Genomic DNA, 20,232 nt, shown 5'->3' with positions numbered 1-20,232 from the left:
GACCCTACGCGGGGCCCCGGCGCTGCGCCTGCGCTCGCCACGCCTCCTCGATCGCGGCCGGGCGCTGCTGGGCGGCGCGCACCCGGTCGACGTCCAGCTTGGTGGAGCGGTCGAAGGAGTAGACCCCGTTCTGCTCCTGGAAGACGTCGGTGAGCTGGGTGTAGCAGTAGCCGAACATCAGCGGGTCGTCGAGCAGGACGCCGGTGAGGCCGGCGAAGCGGGCGTGGAACTCCTCCTCGCTGCGCGGGGCCCTCCCGTACCCCCAGGACGACTCCGCCCCGCGGTCCACGGAGGGGTCGCTCGCCTCGGCGTCCGGGCGCCACCAGATGCCGCCGAACTCGCTGCAGAACCACGGCTGCCCGCCGTAGGGCACCGACCACTCCCGCCCGTCCTCGCCGCGGTTGGTGTGCGGGGCGTCCTGCGCCAGGCCGCCGACCTCCCGGGCGAACTCCTCGGGGTCCTGGGTGTAGTCGTGGCTGTCCCACACGTCGGACTCGGCGACGCGGTGCGAGTACCCGGAGGCGTCCAGGACGGGGCGGGAGGTGTCCATCGCCTTCGCCGCCAGGAACATCCCGCGGGTGACGTCGTCCAGGACGGTGATCCGGTCGGTGAGGCGCTGGTAGGTCTCGTTCAAGCCGCACCACCCGATGAGCGCGGGGTGGGAGCGGTCGCGCTCGAGGGCCTCCAGCCACTGGGTGACGAAGGACGCGGTGGGCCGCTGGAACTCCCGGTCGAGCTCGGTGCCGCGCTCGGCGGCGCCCCAGTCGCCGAACTCGCCCCAGCACAGGTACCCCAGCCGGTCGGCGTGGAAGAGGAACCGCTCCTCGAAGACCTTCTGGTGCAGCCGGGCGCCGTTGAAGCCGGCGGCCAGGGACAGCTCGATGTCGCGCACCAGGGCCTCGTCGCTGGGTGCGGTCATCAGCCCGTCGGGCCAGTAGCCCTGGTCCAGCACCAGGCGCTGGAAGACCGGCCGGCCGTTGAGCAGCACCGCCTTGCCGTCGATGGAGACCGAGCGCAGACCCGCGTAGGTGTCCACCGCGTCGACCTCGGCGCCGGCGGCGTCCAGCAGGGCGATGCGCACGTCGTACAGGTGCGGGTCCTGCGGCGACCACAGCCGCACCCGGTCCCCGGGCAGCGTCAGCACCAGGCGCGGGGACAGGTCCAGGTCGGCGCGCACGGAGGCGGTGAGCACCTCGCCGTCCGCGTCGGAGACGGTGGCGCGCAGCGTCCAGCCCGTCCGGTCCCCGGCGCTGCCGGTGCCGGAACGGCGCAGCGGCTGCTCCAGGTGGAGCGCCGAGCCCGCGACGTCCGGGGTGATCCTGGGCCGGGCCAGGGAGACGTCGGGGACCGGCTCCAGCCAGACCGTCTGCCAGATGCCGGTGGTCCGGGTGTAGAAGCACTCGTGGTTGCCGTACCGGGTGGACTGCTTGCCGCGCGCCTGCGGGCCCCACCGGCTGTCGCGGGCGCGGACCACGACCGTCACCGTGCCGCGGCGGTGGCCCAGGTCGACCGTGAACGGGGTGAACCCGCCGCGGTGACGGGCCAGTTCCTCGCCGTCCACCCACACGGTGGCGTCGTGGTCGACGGCACCGAAGTGCAGCAGCGTGCGCCGGCCCGACCACTCCTCGGGCAGTTCCACCTCCCGCCGGTACCAGACGGCGGACATGAAGTCGGTGGTCCCGACACCGGACAGCTCCGACTCCGGGGCGAAGGGCACGGTGATCTCCCCGGTGAGCGGGCGTTCCAGCAGACCGCGCTCCAGGCCGGAGTCACCGGCGTCCACCTCGAACTCCCACCGGCCGTTCAGGCAGAGCCAGTCCGGGCGGCGCACCGAGGGGCGGGGGTGCTCCGGCCGGGGGACGTGGTTCGGGTGGCCGGAGCGGCCGGTGGCCTGGGGCACGGGAGCCTCCTCGTCGAGGGCTGGATCACCGGCAGCATGCCGCTGCCGCGGCGGTGCGGGCAACACCCGCGCAGACCCCTGACAACGTTGGAGGTGGGTGCTAGCGTCCGAGAGCACCAGCGGGGACATCGGAGTCCCCGCCCGGTCGAGGGATGGACGGCGTGACCAGTTCTCCACCTGCACCACGGCGCCGGACGCTGACCCGGCGCTCCCTCCTGAACGGTGGCCTCGCCGCCGGTGGTCTCGGTCTGGCCGCGACGGCCTCCGGGTGCGGAACGCCCTTCGCGGCGGGTGTCGCAGGCACCCAGCTCGCGCCCGGCACCGTGACCTTCTGGAACCTCTTCGGCGGCGGCGACGGCGCCCGGCTGCAGCTCATGCTTGACCAGTACGAGCAGGAGCAGGGCGGGTCGGACGCGCTGCAGGCGGCGACGTTCGCCTGGGGCAACCCGTACTACACGAAGGTCTCCCTGGCCACGCTGGGCGACAAGCCCCCGGACGTGGCCGTGGCCCACGCGACGCGGGCGACGAACCTCGCGCGCGCCGGGCTGCTCACCGAGATCACCGAGGACGTGCTGGCCTCGGTGGGGCTGTCGTCGACCGACTTCACGCCCAAGGTGTGGGAGTCCACCGTCCTGGACGGCAAGGCCTACGCGATCCCGCTGGACACCCACCCGTTCGTCCTCTTCTACAACAAGACGGTCTGCCGCGACGCCGGCCTGCTCGACGCGGACGACGAACTGGTGCCCATCCAGGGCACCGAGCAGTGGGAGGCCGCCCTGGCGGCGGCGAAGGAGGTCACCGGGGCCTACGGTGCGAGCGTCGCGACGGTCAGCGAGACGGCGACGCCCTGGCGCTTCTTCCAGACGCTGTACTCCCAGCGCAACGGCAGCACCCCCTTCCTCTCCGACGGCGGGACGGAGCTCACCTTCGACGAGGCGCTCGTCGCGGACACGCTGGCGTACCTGCAGGGCCTGACCGGCAGCGGCCTGATGCCGCAGGCGACGGACTACGCCGGTTCGCAGACGCTCATGTTCACCGGGCAGTCGGCGTTCTACCTGCAGGGCGAGTGGGAGATCACCACCGCGCAGAGCGTCGAGGGGCTGGAGTTCGGGATGGTCCCCGTCCCCACCCTGTTCGACCAGCCGGCCTGCCAGGCCGACTCCCACGCGTTCGTCCTGCCCACGATGGAACGCAGCCCGGACCAGCTCGAGCGGGCGATGGGCTTCGTGAAGTCCATGCTCGACCAGAGCCTCGCCTGGGCGGAGGGCGGGCACGTCCCGGCCTACCTGCCCGCGCTGCGCAGCCCCGAGTACGCCGCGATGGAACCGCAGTCCGACTACGCGGAAGCCGCCGACTACGCCGTCTACGACGCCCCGGCGTGGTACTCCGGCTCGGGGTCGAACTTCGAGAACATCGTCGGAGCCCAGATCGGCCTGGTCATGCAGGGCATCGCCAGCCCGGAGGAGGCCATCGCCAGCATGCGCTCGCAGCTGGGCACCTACGCCAGGACGGCGGACCCGCTGTCATGAGCCCCGCGCCGCAGACCCGCTCGCGCCGACAGGAGAGCCGCTCGTGAGTGCACCGACCATCACGCAACCTGGAGTGGCCGCCTCCCAGCCGCTGAGGAAGGACCGGATGCGCGCGGGCGACACCAAGCCCGCCTGGCTGTTCATCGCCCCCTTCGCCCTGTTCTACGTGCTGTTCCTCATCTGGCCGACCATCTACATGGTCGTCGCCAGCTTCTTCAACACCAGCATCGTCCAGGAGGGGTTCGGCTCCTTCGCCGGCTTCGGGAACTACCAGGAGATGCTGACCCGGCCGGAGTTCTGGTCGGCGATGTGGCACACCCTGCAGTTCACGATCTACACGACGCCGCCGCTGGTCGTGCTGGCCTTCCTGTTCGCCATCCTCGCCAACCGGGTGCGCAGGGGGCAGGCGCTCTTCCGCCTGGCCTTCTTCGTCCCGTTCATCCTGCCGTCCGCCGCCATCGCGCTGATCTGGAACTTCATCTACACCCCGGCCAGCGGCCTGCTGGCGGTGGTGCAGGGGTGGTTCGGCGTGGAGGCCCCCTCGCCCGTGCTGGGCACGCCGAGCATCGCCATGGTCGGCATCGCCGTCACCACCGTGTGGTGGACGATCGGCTTCAACTTCATCCTCTACCTCGCCGGCCTGCAGGACATCCCGCGGGAGCTGTACGAGGCGGCCGCCCTGGACGGCGCCACGCCGTGGCAGCAGATCCGGTGGATCACCATCCCCATGCTCAGCCGCACGACGACCCTGGTCGTCCTGCTGCAGATCATCGCCAGCCTGAAGATCTTCGACCAGGTCTACCTCATGACCGGCGGCGGCCCCGGCATCGCGACGGAGGTCGCCCTGGGCCTGATCACCACGTCGGCGTTCACCGACTTCCGGGTGGGGGCCGCCTCGGCCGCCTCGGTGCTGCTGTTCATCGTCATCGTGATCATCGCAGTGCTGCGGCAGCTCATCGACCGCGCGCAGGAGAGGAGGGCCTGACATGGCGACCACCGGAACGAGCAGCACCCCGCGCCGCACCCCCGGGATCTCGGCCGCGGCTCCGCCGCCGCGGCGGGTCACGGACTCGTCGAAGAACAGCAGCCGCGCCTTCAACGTCGTCTGCGGCGTCGTCCTGGGCGTCTTCGCGGTCCTTTGGCTGATCCCCAGCCTGTGGGCGATCAAGACGTCGCTGACCCCGAACAGCGTGTCCGCGGTCGGCGCCGAGGAGATCCTCCGCCACGGCGGTCTGACCCTGGAGCCCTACGCCAACATCCTGCGCGGCGGCGCCATCTGGGACTGGTACCTGGCCAGCTTCTTCACCGCCGCGGTCACCACCGCGCTGACCGTCGTGTTCGCGTCGATGAGCGGCTACGCCCTGTCCAGGCTGCAGTTCCGCGGGCGAGGACTGGTCTTCGTGCTCATGCTGGCCGGCATCATGATCCCGAGCCAGGTGCTGGTGGTGCCGATCTTCCAGATGCTCGACGCGGTCTCGCTGCTCAACACCTACTGGGCGGTGATCCTCCCGCAGATCCCGTACGTCATCGCGGTGTTCGTCTTCAAGCAGTTCTTCGACGGCCTGCCCAAGGAGCTGGAGGAGTCCGCCCGCATCGACGGCGCGGGCTTCTGGCGCATCTACCGCTCCATCATCATGCCGCTGTCCAAGCCGGTCGTCTCCGCGATGGCGATCCTGGCGTTCGTCAACGTCTGGAACAACCTGCTGCTGCCGCTGTTCGTGGTCTCCAACCCGGAGCTGATGACCATCCCGGTCGGCCTGGCGACGGTGCAGGGCTCGTTCGGCCAGCGCTACTCCGACATCCAGGCGTCGTCCATCCTCGGCGCCCTGCCGCTGGTGATCCTGTTCCTGCTCTTCCAGCGCCGCATCGTCGAGGGTGTCGCCGGCACCGGCCTGAAGGGCTGACCCGGCCACCTCGGACGCCTCTGCGGGAGGCCCCCGGCCCACCCGGCCGGGGGCCTCCCGCCGTCCCCGGCCCGCTCCCGTCAGCGGGCCGGCGCGGAGCCGAGGCGCGACGCGACGACGAGGGCGGTGACGGCCAGCGCCGCCCCGGTCAGGGCGAGCGGGACGGGGCCGCCGCCGAGCAGGACGCGCCCGCCCACCCAGGCGCCGGCGGCGATGCCGACGTTGAACATCGAGTTCACGACGGCCGGCGCCGCCCCGGGCACGTCGGTGGCGCGCAGCGCGGCGGTCTGCAGCAGCGAGGGCAGCGCCCCGAACGCGGCGCCCCAGACCACCACGGCCGCGACCGTCGCGGCGGCGTGGCCGGAGCCGAGCGCGAGCGCGAACAGGCACGCGGCGACCACGGCGACCACGGCGCGCAGGGCGGCCAGCGGGTGGCGGTCGGCGGTGGCACCGGCCAGGAGCAGACCGGCGAAGCTGGCCAGCCCGTAGCCGAGCAGCGCCAGGCTCACCGACCCCTCGCCGACGCCGGCGCGCAGCAGCAGCGGCGTGACGTAGGTGTAGGCGCTGTAGTGCCCCAGGGTCAGCACCGCCGTGGTGAGGGCGACGAGGAGCAGGCGACGCCCGCGCAGCGCCGCCAGCACGCCGCTCCCGCCGCGTCGCGGGTGCTCGCCGGTGCGCGGGCCGGGCAGGCCGGGGCCGGTCCCGGGCGCGCGGGCGGGCACCAGGACGGCGGCGGCCGCGGCGAGCAGCAGGAGCGCACCCGTGGTCGCGGCGAAGGTCCAGCGCCAGCCCCAGGCCGTCCCGGCGGCGCTGCCCAGGGGCACGCCGAGGGCCAGGGCCAGGGTGATGCCGGTGTTGACGAGCGCGACGGCGCGCCCGGAGCGCCCGGGCGGGGAGACGGCGACCGCGGTGGCGACCGCGACGGAGAACAGCCCGGCGTGGGCGAGCCCGCCGAGCAGGCGCGCAGTGAGCGCGAGCGGGTAGCCGCCGGTGGTGCCGGCGACGACGACGAGGCCGTTGGCCGCGGCGTACACCAGCAGCAGCGCGACGAGGACCCCGCGCGGTGAGCGGTGCGCGACCAGGGCGGTCACGGGGACGGCGCCGAGCGCGACGACGAGGGCGTACGCGGACATCCACCACCCGATGCGGTCCTCGGGCACGGCGAACGCGTCGGCGAGCTGGGGCAGGAGCCCGACGGGCATCACCTCGGTGCTGACGGCGGCGGCGACCGCCGCGGACAGCAGGGCCAGCGTGCCCACGGGGAGCCGGTGGGGCGCGCCGGCACCGGTGGTGGTCGTGGAAGCCTGGTCGCCGGTGCGCACCGCACCAAAATACTCTGAGAGCGAGCAAAAGGGGGCGGTACCCGTGGGCACGCTGACGGCCCGGGGCGAGGAGCTGCTGCGCCTGGCCCACGAGCGACCGGACCTCACCCGGGCCGAGGCCGCCCGGACCCTGGGCACGGGCACCGGGACGACCGCGGACCTCGTGGCCCGCCTGACGTCCGCTCACCTGATCGACGAGCGCCCCGCCGCCCCCGGCGGTGGTCGCGGGCGCCCCACCCGCCACCTCGTCCCCCACCGGGCGGGACCGCTCGTCCTCGGTGCCGTCGTCAGCCACGAGGACTGGGCCGTGGGCGCCGTCGCGCTCGGCGGCGCACCGGTCGCCACCGAGCGCGGCACCCACGACGGCGGCGACGGCACCGCCGTGCTGCGGGCCGTGCGCGCCGCCGCGAGCCGGCTGCGGCGCGGGGCGCCGGGGCGGGTGCGGGGGCTGGGCGTGGCCGTGCCCGGCCTCGTGCACGACGGGCACCTCCTCGACGCGCCCATCCTCGGCTGGCGCGGCCTGGACCTGCGCGCCGCCCTGGCCGCCGAGGGGGAGGTCTTCCTGGCCGGCAACGACGCCACCCTCGCCGCCGTCGGGGAGGCGCGCCGCGGGGCCGCCGCCGGCGCGGCGGTGCACCTGCACCTGCACGTGGACGCCGGTCTGGGGGGTGCCGTCACCACCGGCGGCCACCCGCTGGAGGGCGCCCACGGCCTGGCCGGGGAGTTCGGCCACGTGCCCTTCGGCGACCCCGCCGTGCGCTGCCCGTGCGGCGCCCACGGCTGCTGGGGCACCACCCTGGACGGCACCGCGTTCGCCCGCGCCCTCGGCGAGGCCCCGCCCGGCGACCCCGTGTCCTACGCGCGGCGGGCGCTGGAGCGCGCCGCCGCGGGCGACGAGGACGCCCTGCGCGCCACCCGCGCGGTCGGCACCTCGCTGGGGCGCGGTGCCGGCGGCCTCGTCAACGCGCTGGACGCCGACCTCGTCACCCTCGGCGGCCTGGCCGCCCGGCTCCTGGCGGTCGTGCCCGACGAGGTGCGCGGCGCCTGCGAGGACGGCCTGATGCGCTCGCGCCGCAGCGCCCCGCCCGCCCTGGTGCCGGCGGCCCTCGGCGACGACGGCCCGCTGACCGGCGCCGCCGAACTGGTCTGGTCGCAGCTGTGGGAACGCCTGTGACCGGTCAGCTCATCGCGGTGGGGGGCACGTCGAGGCCGTGGGTGCGCAGGACGTCCGCGAGCGCACCGGCGGGCACGCCGCGGCCGTCGGGGCGGGGCCAGTGCACGACGACCTCGTCGAACTCCGCCGCCGCCAGCCGCTCCGCGAACTCCCCGTAGCGGGCGAACACGGCCGTCTCGTCGCGGCCCACCAGGGCCAGGCGCCGCGGCGATCGGCCGGGGGCGACCTCGCGGCGGGTGCGCTCGAACCGCCCGGCCGCCTCGACGTACCCGGTGGTGACCGCCTCGGCGCCGGCCGCCGACGGGTCGCCGTAGGTGACCCAGGCGTCCCCGGCACGGGCGGCGAAGGCCATCCCCCGGGGCCCGGCGGCGGCGATCGTCACGGGCACCCCGCCCGGCTGCACCGGCCCGGGGACGGCGCGCGCGTCGTGAGCGGTGAAGAACTCGCCGCGCTCGTCGGTGACCCGCTGCGAGAGCAGCCGGACCAGCAGGGCCGTCCACTCCTCGAAGCGGCGCTGGCGCTGCCCGGGCGTGAGCGCCCCGGCGCCGAGGACGGCGGCGTCGTGCGCCGACGTGCCCGCACCCACCCCCAGCTCGAACCGCCCGCCGCACACGTGGTCCAGCGTCATCACCTCGGAGGCGAACGTCACCGGGTGCCGGAAGTTCGGGGACGCGACGAGGGTGCCCAGCCGCACGGTGCTCGTCGCCGCGCCCGCTGCGGCCAGCAGCGGCACGGCGTTGAACCACGGGCCCTCGCGCATGTCGCGCCAGGACAGGTGGTCGTAGGTGAAGGCGGTGCGCAGGCCTGCGGCCTCGACCTCGCGCACGGCGGCGGTGAACCGCGCGGGTGCGTGGTCGTTGAGGACGACGGCGGACAGGGCCGGGGTCACGGTGCCTCCGCGAGGTCGGGTGCGTCCCCAGTCTCCCCGGCTGCGGCGGCGGGGGCGACCGCTGGGCCCAGCGCCGCCCGCAACACGTCCTCGGCGTGCGACCAGAGCAGGGACCCGCCGGCGCCGGCGACGACGCGGTGCCGGGCGCCGGGGACCCGCGCAGCCAGGGTGGCGCCGAGGTCGGGCGAGTGGGTGCCGTCCAGGTCGCCGTGCCACACCTCGACGGGGACGGCGATCGCCTCCAGCGGCAGGCCCCACTCGCGCACGGCCAGCACCGTGTCGCGCGCGTAGGCGTCCGGTCCCTGCCGGAAACCGTCGTCGAGGACCCGTCGGAACCAGGTGCGGAAGTCCCCCCGGCCGTAGGTGGCGGCGTCGGCGGGGGCGACGCGGCCGAGGACCAGCTCGAACATCGAGGCCGCGGTGGACCCGGCGAAGGCGTCGTACGCCCTCTCGGGGTCCCGGGCGGCGAGGTCGACGAGGGCGGCGAAGCCCGGCGGCAGAGCCGCGCGGAACTCCGGACGGGCGACCTCGTCGGCCGGGGAGACGAGCACCAGGCGGCTGACCACCCCCGCCGCGGCGGCAGCCAGCCCGAAGGGGGCGCCCTGGGAGTGCGCCAGGCACGGCACGGGTCCGGTCCCGAGGGAGGCGACGAGTTCGCGCAGGTCCTCGGCCACGCTCGTGAACGTCGCCCCGGGGCACGGGTCGGAGGCGCCCAGACCGGGGCGCTCCACGGTGACCAGCCGGACGCCGAGGTGGCGCAGCGGCCCCTCGCCGGGGGTGACGAGGCCACCGGACGCAGCACCGGGCACCAGCAGGACGGGACGGCCGCCCGGGTCGCCGTGCTCGGCGTGGGCGAGGACGCGCCCGTCGCGCAGTCGCACGCGGCCGGTCGTCGGGACACCGGGGTCGAAGTCGGCGTGCACGCCGGGGACCGTAGCGGCGCTCCCGGAGCGCCGCTACGGCTTTCGGCACCGGTGCGCTCACCGCGCGCGGCGCCACCACCGGCGGCGCCGCACCACCGCGGCGGGCGGTTCCCGGGCGGGGGCCGGAGCGGGGCGAGCCCGTTCCCACCGCTCGCGCACCTCGGCGGCGTCGAGCAGCGCGACCACGACGAGAGGCCCGTCGGCGGGGCGCCGGTACAGCTCGCGCACCCGGTCGTTGAAGCCGGCCACGACCGCGTCGACGTCGGCGGCCGAGCGCAGTCGCCCGGCGTCGCGCAGCAGCTCCTCCCGCTCGCGGCGCAGCGCGAGCGCCGGGGGCAGCATCGCCGAGACGTCGAAACCCTCCCGGCGGGCCTTCTCGGCGGCCCACTCCTCCGCGGAGAACGGCCGGTCGAGGTGGCGCAGCGGCTGCCCGGCCCCGCGCAGGCCGTCGAACTCGCCGCGCTCGGCGGCCTCGCGCACCTGCCGCTCGACCCAGCTCTCGAAGGAGCTGCCGCCCGGCTTCCGGCCCGTCACCCCGGCGAGGGTACGACGGGTCCGGCCGGGCGGCAGCCCGGGACCGTCAGGTCGAGGGATCAGTCGACCTCGGCGTCGCTCTGCACGTCCGGGACGACCTGCCCGTCCGGGGTGAGCTGGACGCTGTCGGGCAGCGTCTCGTAGGCGCGCGGGTCCAGGCGGTCCACGGCCCCGGTCGCCAGGTCGGTGAGCATCCGCTCGATGCCCGCGACGGTGGCACGGGTGAACCGCTCGCGGCCGGCCTGCCCGAGGGTCTGGCTCTGGCCGCGGATCTCGAACAGCACGGTGCGGGTCCCGTTGAGCGCGAACGCCGAACGGGCCTGGCCGGGCAGGTCGCGCTCGGGTGCGTGGGAGTACCGCACGGGCAGGAAACCGGCCTGCTCGATGCCGTTGAACGCCGAGAGGGCCAGCTGGCGCGAGGAGTCCTGCGCGTCCTGGTACTCCGCGTACTTGCCGCCGGGCTCGAACTCCCAGTCCGGCAGCGGCGGGTAGTCGACGGCGACGTCGATGAGCTCGTTCGTGTCGTCGCGGGCGACGCAGGCACCCTGGTGGTGGATGTCGAGGAAACCGTCCACGCCGTCGAAGCGCTCCTGCAGGTCCAGGTACAGGTCGCGCAGCGCCTGCGACTCGGGGTTGAGGAACCACCCGAAGTCCTGGGGGGGTACCCGGCAGGTCGGCGGGGTCGGGAACGTGACCGAGATCGGCGTGGAAGTCGCGGTTGAGGTCGAAACCGGGCCGGGTGATGTAGTCGTCGCCCTGCTGGAGGCGCTGGATGTAGTTCCAGGCGGGCTGGCTGGGGGCCAGTTGCGGGAACTGCGCGACCACCTCGGCCCAGGTGCGGTCGTTGCCGCGGCGGTCCAGCTCGGCGCCGTCGACGTTGAGCTTGGGCACCGCGACGACGGTGACCGAGGACAGCAACCGCTGGGTCGACGGGTCGTCGGAGGTGGCGAGCCGGTCCAGGACGCGCAGGACGGCATCGGGGCCGACCTTCTCGTTGCCGAGCTCGGCGTGGCTGGTGAACTCGTTGATCGGGAGCTGGCGCACCTCGGTGGTGCACGGCGGCGGCGCCAGCGGGTCGAGCGGCGCGGCGGTGGCGGGCAGGCCACCGGCGAGCGCCACGGTCGCGATCAGCGGGAGGACGGACAGGCCGGTGAGCCAGCGGGCGGTGCGGCGCTCACGGGGTGCGGAGGTGCGCACGGGGCTCCAGGAGCAGGCGGCGACGACGCGCCGAGGGGGCGGGGACGCGTGCGGCGGGGGTGACCTCGGGAACCGTTTCCCGAAGATCCGCTGTGCGTTGTCCATGGCCGCGCGACACCCCCTGTCAACGACCTGGAGCGATCAGCAGCGCACGGAGCGCACCTGTCGGGCGGCGTCCACGGCCCACCCGTCCCCGGCGACCGCGTTCCAGACGCACGAGCGCCCGGCCCCCCGTGGACGGGGCGACCGGGCGCTCGCGGGGTGCTGCTGAGCCCGTCAGACCTCGGTGTCGATCTCGTCGGCGATGCGCCGACCGATCTCCAGCGAGGCGGTCGCCGCGGGCGAGGGGGCGTTCAGGACGTGCACCTGGCGGATGCCGCGCTCGAAGTAGAAGTCGTCCACCAGCGCGCCGCTGCGGTGCAGGGCCTGCGCGCGCACCCCGGCGTGGGTGGGCACGAGGGCGTCGTCGGCCAGCGCCGGCACGAGCTCGCGCAGGCTGGCCAGGAAGCGCTTGCGCGATGCGGAGCGCAGCACCTCGTCGATGCCGGTCCGCCAGTACTTCTGCCCCAGCTTCCACGTGCCGGGCCAGCGGAACGTGTCGAGCAGGTCGCCGGCGGAGACGTCGCGCCAGGTGTAGCCCTCGCGCTTGAGGGCGAGCACCGCGTTGGGGCCGGCGTGCACGCCGCCGCCGATCATCTTGGTCAGGTGCACGCCGAGGAACGGCAGCGTGGCGTCGGGCACCGGGTAGATGAGGCCCTTGACCAGGTGCGACTGCTGCGGGGTGAGCTCGAAGTACTCCCCGCGGAACGGCACGATGCGCACCTCCGGCTCCAGGCCGGCCAGCCGGGCGATGCGGTCGGACTGCAGGCCGCCGCAGTTGACGAACACGTCGCCGGTGACCTCGCCGGTGGTGGTCTGCACGGTCACCGAGCGGAACGTGGAGGTGACCCCGACGATCTCGGAGCCGGTGCGGATCTCACCGCCGTCCTTCTCCACGAGCTGCGCGAGGGTGTCGCACACGCCGCGGTAGTCGACGATGCCGGTGCTCTCCACGCGCAGCGCGGCGACGCAGCTGACGTGCGGCTCGAACTCGCGGGCCTCCTCGGGGGAGATCATCCGCACAGGCACGCCGTTGGCCAGGCCGCGCTCCAGCAGGCGGCGCAGCGCCGGGACCTGCTGCGTGGTGGTGGCCACGACGAGCTTGCCGCAGATGTCGACGGCGACGCCGTGGTCCTCGGCGAACTCGCGCATCGACTTCGCGCCGGCGGTGCCGAGCGTGGCCTTCAGGCTGCCGGGCGCGTAGTACAGGCCCGAGTGGATGACGCCGGAGTTGTTGCCGGTCTGGTGCTCGGCGACCCGGCTCTCCTTCTCCAGGACGGTCACCCGGTGGCCGCGCTGGCTGAGCGCCCAGGCCGTGGACAGGCCGACGATGCCCCCACCTGCGACGACGACGTGGCTACCCATGCGTGTTCCTCCCCCTGCTGGTGCGGTGCTGTGCTCCCGCGGCGCCGGGCGCGCGGGACCCCCGCAGGAGTGTCGCGCATCGGCGGGGCGCCCCGGGACCACCTCGGCGGATCGCTGCTCCACCTCGGGCACGTCGCCCCCCTGCGCAGTCAGGCGATCACGCGCAGTCGCCGGTGGTGGTCAGACCACCGGCGCGGGGAAGCCCGCGCCGCGCCGTGCCCGCTTGCGCTCGTGCATCGCCTCGTCGGCGCGGTGCAGCAGGTCCTCGACCCCGTCCCCCGCGGCGGCGGTGGCGACCCCGACGCTGACGCGGATCGAGACCTCGACCCCTCCCAGGGCGATCGGGTCGGCCACCGACCGCGCCAGCCGGGCCGCGACCTCCTGCGCGGTGGCGGGCGCCGGCCGCCCGGGCGGTGCGGTCAGCGCCACGATGAACTCGTCGCCGCCCAGGCGCGCCGCGAGGCCGCCCGGCGGCAGGGCGTCGCGCAGCCGGCCGGCCACCGCCACCAGCAGGTCGTCGCCCGCGCCGTGGCCGAAGCGGTCGTTGATCGCCTTGAAGCCGTCGAGGTCGCAGAGCAGCAGGGCCACCTCGTCCCCCGCGGCCAGGGCACCGGCGACCCGGTCGGCCAGGAGGCGGCGGTTCGGCAGGCCCGTCAGGGCGTCGGTGCGGGCCAGGTCCTCGATGCGCCGCAGGTGGGCGCGGGTGCGGTCGCGCTCCACCTCCAGGGCCCGCTGGGCCTCCACCCGCTCGGTGACGTCGTTCTGCAGGCCGACGTAGCGCACCACGCGCCCGTCGGCGTCGCGCACGGGGGCGAGCTGGATCTCGTTCCACCAGGGGGTGCGCCCGGGGCCGCGGTGGTTCAGCAGCACCCCGCTCCACTCCCGCCCGTCCTCCACCGCGGCCCGCAGGGCCGCCAGCACCGCCGGGTCGGTGCCCGGCCCCTGCAGGAAGCGGCAGTTGCGGCCCAGCACCTGCTCCGAGCGCAGCCCGGACAGCACCTCGAACGCGGTGTTGACGTACACCAGCGGCTGGTCCGGCCGGGTGACGTCGGCGATCGTCACGCCGTGCGAGGTGGTGCCCAGCACGCGCTGCAGGACGCGCTCGGCGACGGAGGCGTCCGCACCCGGCCCGGCGACCGCGGTGGCCGCCGCGGCCGCCCGCGCCGCAGCGGCAGCGGCCGTGGCCCCGGCGGCCGTCGTCGCACCGGCCGCCACGGCGGTCGCGACCACCCCGGCGGGTGCGGCACCGACGGGGGCGGCGGCGGTGCGGGGCGCCACCCGGGACAGCAGCGAGTGCGCGGCGGCCACGACGGTGGCGCGGTCGTAGGTCAGGGCGTACTCGAACGTGCGCCGGGCGTCCGGGCCGCTGTCGCCGAGGTCGCGCGCCAGCAGCGCCACGGCGAAGTGCGGGCCGAGGACCACCACGTCCCACTCCCCGCGCACCGGGTCGCGCGGGTCGAGCGCCGCACCGCGCAGGCCCGGCAGCGGCTCGGCGGGCAGCCCCTCCCCCAGCGCGCACACGAACCCGGTGCGCTCCACCAGGTCGCGGTAACGGCCCGTGGTGGCGGGGGTGAAGTGCCGCGCCTCCTGGAAGGTGGCGGCGACCACGCACGTGGACCCGATGCGCAGCGCCTCCCGCTCCAGCTGCTTGGACAGCTCGATGAGCAGCGACTTCGGCGAACGCCGCAGGGGCGTGCCGGGCGGCAGCAGCGCGAACGGCGACGACTCGGCGAAGCGGCCCACGGCCGGCGCGGCGGGGAGGCGCAGCTCGCCGGCGGGCAGGCCGGGCACGGGCGCGGGACCGGGGCGGCCGAACAGCCACCCCTGCCCCAGGTGGGCACCCAGGGCGCGGGCCATCGCCAGGTGCCGCTCGTCCTCGATGCCCTCGGCCAGCACGGTCGCCCCGCTCTCCTGGGCGTACGCGTTGACGGCGTGCATGATCTCGGCGACGGCGGCGCCGGGGCGCTCCTGCACCAGCCGCAGGTCCAGCTTCACCACGTCCGGCCGCAGCAGCGGCATGAACGCCAGCGACATCGCGTCGGCGCCCACGTCGTCCAGGGCGACGCCCCAGCCGAGCTCGCGCACGCGGGCGACGGTGCGCAGCAGCTCCGCGGGCCGGGCGGCGATGGCCCGCTCGGTGATCTCGACGACGACGCGCAGCTCGCCGGGTGCTCCCGCGGCCAGGGCCAGCAGGTCGTCCAGGGGGGCGCTGTCGAGGACCTCGGGTTCGACGTTGACGAACAGCGTCAGCGGGGCCAGCAGCCCGGAGGCGAGCGCCCCGCGGAACGCCGCCGCGCGGCACGCCTCGTCGAGCTCGGCGAGCAGACCCTCGGCGCGCGCGGCGGCGAAGAGGCGGTCGGGGCGCTCCAGCGGCCCGACCGGGCCGCGGGCCAGCGCCTCGTAGGCGACGATGTCCCCGCTGTCCAGCTCCACGATCGGCTGGAACACGCTGCGCACGCCGTGGCCGCCCAGCAGCTCGCGGATCCCCACGCTCACCTCCTGCGTCACCCGCCGGTGGTCGGCACGGTGGGCGCGCACCTTGAGCCCGCGCCCACCGGGACCGGCCGGCGCGCCCGGTTCAGGCGTGCACGCCGACGCCCACACCCTCGTCCTCGTCCTCGTCACGGTCCTCGGCGAAGAACACCGACACCACGTCGTGCACGGCACCGGCCACGCCGGGGCGCGCCGTCCACGGCTCCACCGCCGAGAGCACCCCCAGCTCACCCAGGGCCCGCACCGTCTCCAGCGCCGCGGGCAGCTCGTCGCCGTCGCCGGTGGACTCCATCACCGCCCGCAGCTGCGGGGTCGTCATGGGGTCCAGCACGGACGCCGTGACGACGCTGAGCCCGCCGACCACCGCGGCCGGTGTCGAGGAGGCCGCCAGCACGTTCGTCACCGCGGTGGCCAGGACGCTCGCGGCCACGTCGCGGCGGTTGTCGACGTCGTGCAGGGCGTCGACGGGGCCGGGCACGTGGGTGCGGCCGTCCACGACCTCCACGACGCCGGAGGCGGTCCAGTCCAGCCACAGCGCCACCGGGTCGATGGCCTCACCGACCCCGGCGCGCAGGGCGTCGACGACGGGCCCGTCCACGACCGGTTCCTCACCGACCGGGACACCGGCGCGCAGCGCGTCCAGCGCCTCGAGCGCCCCCGTGACCACGGGCACGGTCCGCAGGTCGCGCAGCTCCTCCTCGGCGGGCACGGCCAGGGCCGCCGCCTCCAGCGCGTCCAGGACGCTGTGCTGGTCCGAGGCGGTGCCGGCGATGCCGCCGGAGGCGACGTCCAGGCAGTCGGCGAGCTCCTCCGGCGCGCCCCGCCAGGCACCGGACTCGCCCAGGAACATCAGGTACGTCGTCCACGCGACGCGCACCTCGTCGACGAGCTCCTGCGCGTCCAGGCCGTTGTGCTCGGCGACGGCGGGCACGAGCTCGGTGAACAGCCCGCGCAGCTCGGCGGCGCCGAAGTACGTGGCGGAGCTGCGCTCGACGGGCTCGCCGGTGTCCACCAGCAGCCAGCCCAGCGACTCCATCAGGCGCGCCTCGAGGTCACCGGGGGCGAGGACGGCCTCGTCCTCCTCGGTCTCCAGGAAGGTGCGGTACTCCACCTGCAGGTCTCCGAGCGCGCGCCCACCGGCCCGCAGCGGCGAGAGGCCGGGGGCGGTCCGGGGACCGGCGGTGCGGCGGGCGGGCTTCTTCTTCTTCGGCACGGCGGGCACCTCGGCATCGGGAGTGGTCCCTGAGCACCCTACCGAGGGTGGCCGCCGGGGGACGCGTCGTGGAGCGGGCGCTCAGCGCGCCGGTTCGTCACCGCCCGCCGCGCCGGGGGCGCGCCGCCCACCAGCCGGAGCCGGTGACGGGGAAGCGGCGGCCGGCTTGCTGCCGTCGGCGGTGCGGAACAGGACGCTGCCGTGGTCGACGGCGTGGTTGACGGCGAAGACGTCCGGACGCCCGTCGGCGTCGACGACGACGAAGCGGCCGAGGGGGGCGCCGCGCAGCAGCTCCCAGCAGGCGGGCTCGTCGAGGAGCTCCACGCCCGGGGCGGGCACGCCCGCGGCGCCGGGACCGACCGGGGCGCTCACCGGGCCACCTCCGCCGCGCGGCCCCCCGTCAGGTCGCCCTTCAGGTCCAGGACGAGCTCCCCGCCCGGTGGCGGGCCGAGGCGGCGGCCGGTCGGCCGGGACAGCTCCAGGGCGTGGTTCAGCGTCGCGACGGCGGGCAGGGCGTGCTCGGTGCAGACGGCCCGGCCGGTGCCCCGCTCCCCGAGGAGCGCCCGGCACTCGGCCGGCGGGAGTGCGGTGAGGTGACTCGTCCCACCACGGTCCGCGACCGGTGCACGACCCACCAGGGACGGAGGTCCCGCCGCGGGCCCCTCGCAGGTCCCCGGTGGCGGGGACCTGCGGTCCTGTCGGCACGACCGGCCGCGCAGGAGACTGGTGGTGTTCCCGGGGCGGCAGGACGCCCCGGCCCCCGAGTCCGGGGGACACCGTGAGAGCAGCCGTCGTCACCGAGTTCACCGCCCCGCTGCAGGTGCGGGAGGTGCCCGTGCCCGTGCCGGGACCGCAGGACGTCCTGGTGCGCGTCGAGGCCAGCGGGCTGTGCCACACGGACATCCACGCCGCGCACGGCGACTGGCCGGTGGAGCCGGCCCCGCCGTTCGTGCCCGGCCACGAGGGCGTGGGGGTCGTCGAGGCCGTCGGCGCCGAGGTCACCTCCCGCCGCGTCGGCGATCGGGTCGCGATCGCCTGGCTGGGCTCGGCGTGCGGGACCTGCCGCTGCTGCGTGGGCGGGTGGGAGACGCTGTGCCCGGAGCAGCGGAACTCCGGGTACTCCGTCGACGGCGCGTTCGCCGAGTACGCCGTGCTGCCGGCGGCGTTCGCCAACCCCGTCCCGGAGGGCGTCCCGCCCCTGGAGGCGGCGCCGCTGACCTGCGCGGGCGTCACCACCTACAAGGCGGTCAAGGTCGCCCGGGTGGCGGTGGACGTGCAGGAGGACAAGCTGCAGCTGGCGAAGGAGCTCGGCGCCGACCACCTGGTGAACGCCCGCGAGACCGACCCGGCCGAGGCGGTGCACGCCCTGGGCGGCGCGGACGTGAGCATCGCCCTGGCGGCCTCCCCGGCCTCCTTCGACCAGGCGTACCGGGCGCTGCGCCCCGGTGGGCGGCTGGTGTGCGTGGCGCTGCCGGCCGACGGGACCATCACCCTGCCGATCTTCGACACCGTCCTGCAGGGCAAGTCGGTCATCGGCTCCATCGTCGGCACCCGCAACGACCTGGCGGACGTGTTCGCGCTGCACGCCGCGGGCCGCACGCGGGTGGTGGTGGAGTCCCGGCCGCTGGAGAGCGTCGACGAGTCCTTCGCCGACGTCCTGGCCGGGCGGGTGCCCGCCCGGGTGGTCTTCGAGCCCTGACCCGCTCCCACCCGCTGGGCGCCCGCGGGCGGCGGGTGGGAAGCTGTGCGGGAGCACGGCGGGGTCCGAGCACGTCGGAGACCGCGACGGGGAGCGGGGAGACGCGCGCGGCACCATGGACGACGGCACGTACCAGAGCGCCCAGCGGCGTCCGCGCGAGAGCCTTCGCGAGCGCGACGAGGACCGCACGGGCACGGACCCCGAACGCACCGCCAACCGATGGCACCTGGAGGTGGAGCACCACCTGTCCTCGGTGCCGCTGGCGCGCCACTGGGTGGTGCAGCGGTGCGCGGCCGCGCAGGTGCCCCCGGGCGCGCTGACCGTCGTGGAGCTGCTGACCGCGGAGCTGACGGCCAACGCCGTCCTGCACGGCAGGGCGCCCGTGCGGGTGGACCTGGAGCGCACCGCCACCGGCGTGCGCGTGGCCGTCGGCGACGCCGAGAAGACCCCTCCGGTGCGTCGCACGGTCGGCCCGGAGGCCACCGGGGGGCGGGGCGTGGCCCTGGTGGACCTGCTCTCCAGCGCGTGGGGCGTCGAGCAGGTGGCCGGCGGCAAGACGGTGTGGTTCACCCTCGACCTGCCCGGATCCTGACCCGCGCCGCCGGGTCCCCGCGGGGCGACGCCGGCGGGGACCCGGTCGTTCAGCGGTGCCCGAGCGGCTTCGGGGTCTCCAGCGGCTGCGGCTCGGGCGTCAGGTCGATGCCGAGGTCCGCGGCGAACACCGTCCGGGTGCTCTTCAGCACGCCGGGGTGGTCCAGGTCCAGGTCGAACACGCGCGCACCGCGCAGCCGGTGCTCGTCGTCCCCACCCAGGCCGTAGGTGCCGAACCCGGTGCCGGGGCCGTAGCCGAGCTGGATGCCGAAGTAGTTCCCGACGTAGGTGTTGATGTGGTCGTGGCCGCAGAAGACGCCCTTCACGTCGCCGCGCTCGAGGGCGGCGTGGAAGAGGCCGGGGTTGAACTGGGCGGTGTACTCGCGCTCGTTGCGCTCGCCCACGATGCCGTGCTTGACCACGGCCGCGGCGTGCGCCTCGTCCGTCCACTCGGTCGGGGAGCCGAACCACATGAACCGGTGCTCCCACAGGGGGATGTGGAAGAACATCAGCGCGGGGACGGGGGCGCCGGCCTTCCGCTCCAGGGCCTGCGACTGCTCGCGGTACCAGGCGACCTGGTCGGCGTGGATCGTCTCGTACGTGTACTCCTCGACCTCCTGGCCGGCGATCGTCTCCGGGGAGTACCGCCCGGAGTCCAGCAGCCACAGGGCGAACGCCGGGCCGCGACCGCGCGCGGCGCGCAGGGTGAGGACCTGGTTGGAGTCGCCGGTGACGCCGCGCGCCGTGGTGCCCACGTAGTGGCGGTACCCGGACAGGAACTCGCGGATCCTGCGCTCGGTCATCCCCGTGGCGGCCACGGAGTCCTCGTCGTGGTTGCCGAACGTCACCGCCCACGGGATCCCCCGCTCCTCCATGGGCAGCACCACGTGGTTGTACGCCTGCCGGACCTGCTCGGCGGTGCTCATGTCGCCGTTGACGACGTCGCCGTTGACGAGCGCGAACCCCGGCTGCTCCCGGTCGAGGACGCGTTCCATCAACTGGATCGTGCGCACGTCCGTGCGGTGGTTGTCCTGGGTGTCGTTGAACTGGACGACGCGGAAGGTCCCGTCGTCGGCGAAGCACAGGTCGCGCCGTGCGGACGCGCCAGCCGGGGCCGCGGCGGCGACCTGGGCGGCCAGGGCACCTCCGGCGGCGGTCGCGGCGCCGAGGCCCAGCAGGTGCCGACGGCCGAGGGGGTGGGACGTGCTCTCGCTCACGGGTTCCTCCGGGGGACGGGGTGGTCGCGGCCACGCTGGCGGGGAGGGGTTGCGCCCGGGTGACCTGCAACCCTCCGGCGGGCGACCGGCCGGGGACCAGATCCTCCCGGTGCACGGGCGCGCTGCGCGGGCGCAGGGCCGAAGGGCCCTGGCCGTGAGGGCCGGAGCGCGAGAGGGTGGGCG

18 protein-coding genes and 1 pseudogene are annotated in these 20,232 nt (G+C 75.3%); 6 read left to right on the top strand and 13 right to left on the bottom strand.

The genetic code is table 11. From position 1 onward, the window contains the following. Positions 1-4 precede the first annotated feature (4 nt). Entirely contained in the window at positions 5-1,900 is a 1,896-nt protein-coding gene (locus MN205_RS06725; RefSeq protein ID WP_242125557.1) for a glycoside hydrolase family 2 protein, read from the bottom strand. 161 nt (positions 1,901-2,061) lie between these two features. On the opposite strand from MN205_RS06725, the gene MN205_RS06720 reads away from it, so the two are divergent. The 3 genes from MN205_RS06720 to MN205_RS06710 are packed head-to-tail and all read left to right on the top strand — an operon-like array spanning position 2,062 to position 5,333. Further along, entirely contained in the window at positions 2,062-3,429 is a 1,368-nt protein-coding gene (locus MN205_RS06720) for an extracellular solute-binding protein (RefSeq protein ID WP_242125555.1), read from the top strand. Positions 3,430-3,472: 43 nt separating this feature from the next. Further along, a complete protein-coding gene (locus tag MN205_RS06715; protein ID WP_242125553.1) occupies positions 3,473-4,414 on the top strand; it encodes a carbohydrate ABC transporter permease in 942 nt (313 codons plus the stop codon). Position 4,415: 1 nt separating this feature from the next. After that, positions 4,416-5,333, top strand: a complete 918-nt coding sequence (locus MN205_RS06710) for a carbohydrate ABC transporter permease (protein ID WP_242125552.1) — start codon at positions 4,416-4,418, stop codon at positions 5,331-5,333. 80 nt (positions 5,334-5,413) lie between these two features. Here MN205_RS06710 and MN205_RS06705 read toward each other — a convergent pair whose 3' ends face one another. Next, positions 5,414-6,655, bottom strand: coding sequence for an MFS transporter (locus tag MN205_RS06705; RefSeq protein WP_242125551.1), 1,242 nt, complete (start codon positions 6,653-6,655; stop codon positions 5,414-5,416). A 43-nt stretch (positions 6,656-6,698) separates the two neighbouring features. Here MN205_RS06705 and MN205_RS06700 point away from each other — a divergent pair, with 43 nt between their 5' ends. Further along, complete coding sequence (locus MN205_RS06700) at positions 6,699-7,829, top strand: ROK family protein (RefSeq protein WP_242125550.1); 1,131 nt, start codon at positions 6,699-6,701, stop codon at positions 7,827-7,829. A gap of 4 nt (positions 7,830-7,833) precedes the next feature. Here MN205_RS06700 and MN205_RS06695 read toward each other — a convergent pair whose 3' ends face one another. The 10 genes and pseudogenes from MN205_RS06695 to MN205_RS21665 all read right to left on the bottom strand — a co-directional run bounded on the left by MN205_RS06695 (position 7,834) and on the right by MN205_RS21665 (position 17,177). Continuing rightward, positions 7,834-8,718 carry an LLM class flavin-dependent oxidoreductase gene (locus MN205_RS06695; protein ID WP_242125548.1) on the bottom strand — a complete coding sequence of 295 codons (885 nt, stop codon included), beginning with the start codon at positions 8,716-8,718 and terminating at the stop codon, positions 7,834-7,836. Further along, positions 8,715-9,641, bottom strand: coding sequence for an alpha/beta fold hydrolase (locus MN205_RS06690; protein ID WP_242125546.1), 927 nt, complete (start codon positions 9,639-9,641; stop codon positions 8,715-8,717). Before MN205_RS06690 ends, MN205_RS06695 begins: the two co-directional genes overlap by 4 nt. 57 nt (positions 9,642-9,698) lie before the next feature. Beyond that, the gene (locus MN205_RS21685) at positions 9,699-10,175 is read right to left on the bottom strand and encodes a DUF1992 domain-containing protein (RefSeq protein ID WP_242125544.1); all 477 of its coding nucleotides are present in this window, start codon (positions 10,173-10,175) and stop codon (positions 9,699-9,701) included. A gap of 59 nt (positions 10,176-10,234) precedes the next feature. Then, positions 10,235-10,750, bottom strand: coding sequence for a hypothetical protein (locus tag MN205_RS21680; protein WP_242125543.1), 516 nt, complete (start codon positions 10,748-10,750; stop codon positions 10,235-10,237). 175 nt (positions 10,751-10,925) lie between these two features. Then, positions 10,926-11,477, bottom strand: a pseudogene (locus MN205_RS22305) (M14 family zinc carboxypeptidase); the annotation flags it as partial. Between the two features lie 171 nt (positions 11,478-11,648). Beyond that, on the bottom strand, positions 11,649-12,836 hold the full coding sequence (gene lhgO, locus MN205_RS06670; protein WP_242125539.1) for an L-2-hydroxyglutarate oxidase: 1,188 nt from the start codon (positions 12,834-12,836) through the stop codon (positions 11,649-11,651). Positions 12,837-13,016: 180 nt separating this feature from the next. Continuing rightward, positions 13,017-15,326, bottom strand: coding sequence for an EAL domain-containing protein (locus MN205_RS06665; protein ID WP_242125537.1), 2,310 nt, complete (start codon positions 15,324-15,326; stop codon positions 13,017-13,019). A gap of 88 nt (positions 15,327-15,414) precedes the next feature. Continuing rightward, positions 15,415-16,542, bottom strand: coding sequence for a hypothetical protein (locus MN205_RS06660; RefSeq protein WP_242125536.1), 1,128 nt, complete (start codon positions 16,540-16,542; stop codon positions 15,415-15,417). An 81-nt stretch (positions 16,543-16,623) separates the two neighbouring features. Continuing rightward, the gene (locus tag MN205_RS21670) at positions 16,624-16,914 is read right to left on the bottom strand and encodes a pyridoxamine 5'-phosphate oxidase family protein (protein WP_242125534.1); all 291 of its coding nucleotides are present in this window, start codon (positions 16,912-16,914) and stop codon (positions 16,624-16,626) included. After that, positions 16,911-17,177, bottom strand: coding sequence for a hypothetical protein (locus MN205_RS21665; RefSeq protein WP_242125532.1), 267 nt, complete (start codon positions 17,175-17,177; stop codon positions 16,911-16,913). The genes MN205_RS21670 and MN205_RS21665 overlap by 4 nt, the downstream gene beginning before the upstream one ends. A 143-nt stretch (positions 17,178-17,320) precedes the next feature. On the opposite strand from MN205_RS21665, the gene MN205_RS06645 reads away from it, so the two are divergent. Further along, positions 17,321-18,241 carry a zinc-dependent alcohol dehydrogenase gene (locus MN205_RS06645; protein ID WP_242125530.1) on the top strand — a complete coding sequence of 307 codons (921 nt, stop codon included), beginning with the start codon at positions 17,321-17,323 and terminating at the stop codon, positions 18,239-18,241. Between the two features lie 115 nt (positions 18,242-18,356). Beyond that, complete coding sequence (locus MN205_RS06640; RefSeq protein WP_242125528.1) at positions 18,357-18,833, top strand: ATP-binding protein; 477 nt, start codon at positions 18,357-18,359, stop codon at positions 18,831-18,833. A 49-nt stretch (positions 18,834-18,882) separates the two neighbouring features. On the opposite strand, the gene MN205_RS06635 is transcribed toward MN205_RS06640, so the two are convergent. Beyond that, positions 18,883-20,049 carry a metallophosphoesterase family protein gene (locus tag MN205_RS06635; RefSeq protein ID WP_242125527.1) on the bottom strand — a complete coding sequence of 389 codons (1,167 nt, stop codon included), beginning with the start codon at positions 20,047-20,049 and terminating at the stop codon, positions 18,883-18,885. Between the last annotated feature and the right edge of the window lie 183 nt (positions 20,050-20,232).

The organism is Kineococcus sp. TRM81007 (assembly GCF_022669155.1).
Classification (GTDB): Bacteria; Actinomycetota; Actinomycetes; order Actinomycetales; family Kineococcaceae; genus Kineococcus.
The sequence above is the reverse complement of the archived record's forward strand: the minus strand, read 5'-3'. Positions and strand labels throughout refer to the sequence as shown.

What these genes read in the sequence shown, in the direction of transcription:
- MN205_RS06710 (WP_242125552.1), top strand. Translation starts at nt 4,416, where the DNA reads ATGGCGACCACCGGAACGAGCAGCACCCCGCGCCGCACCCCCGGGATC.
- lhgO (WP_242125539.1), bottom strand. Translation starts at nt 12,836, where the DNA reads ATGGGTAGCCACGTCGTCGTCGCAGGTGGGGGCATCGTCGGCCTGTCC.
- MN205_RS06640 (WP_242125528.1), top strand. Translation starts at nt 18,357, where the DNA reads ATGGACGACGGCACGTACCAGAGCGCCCAGCGGCGTCCGCGCGAGAGC.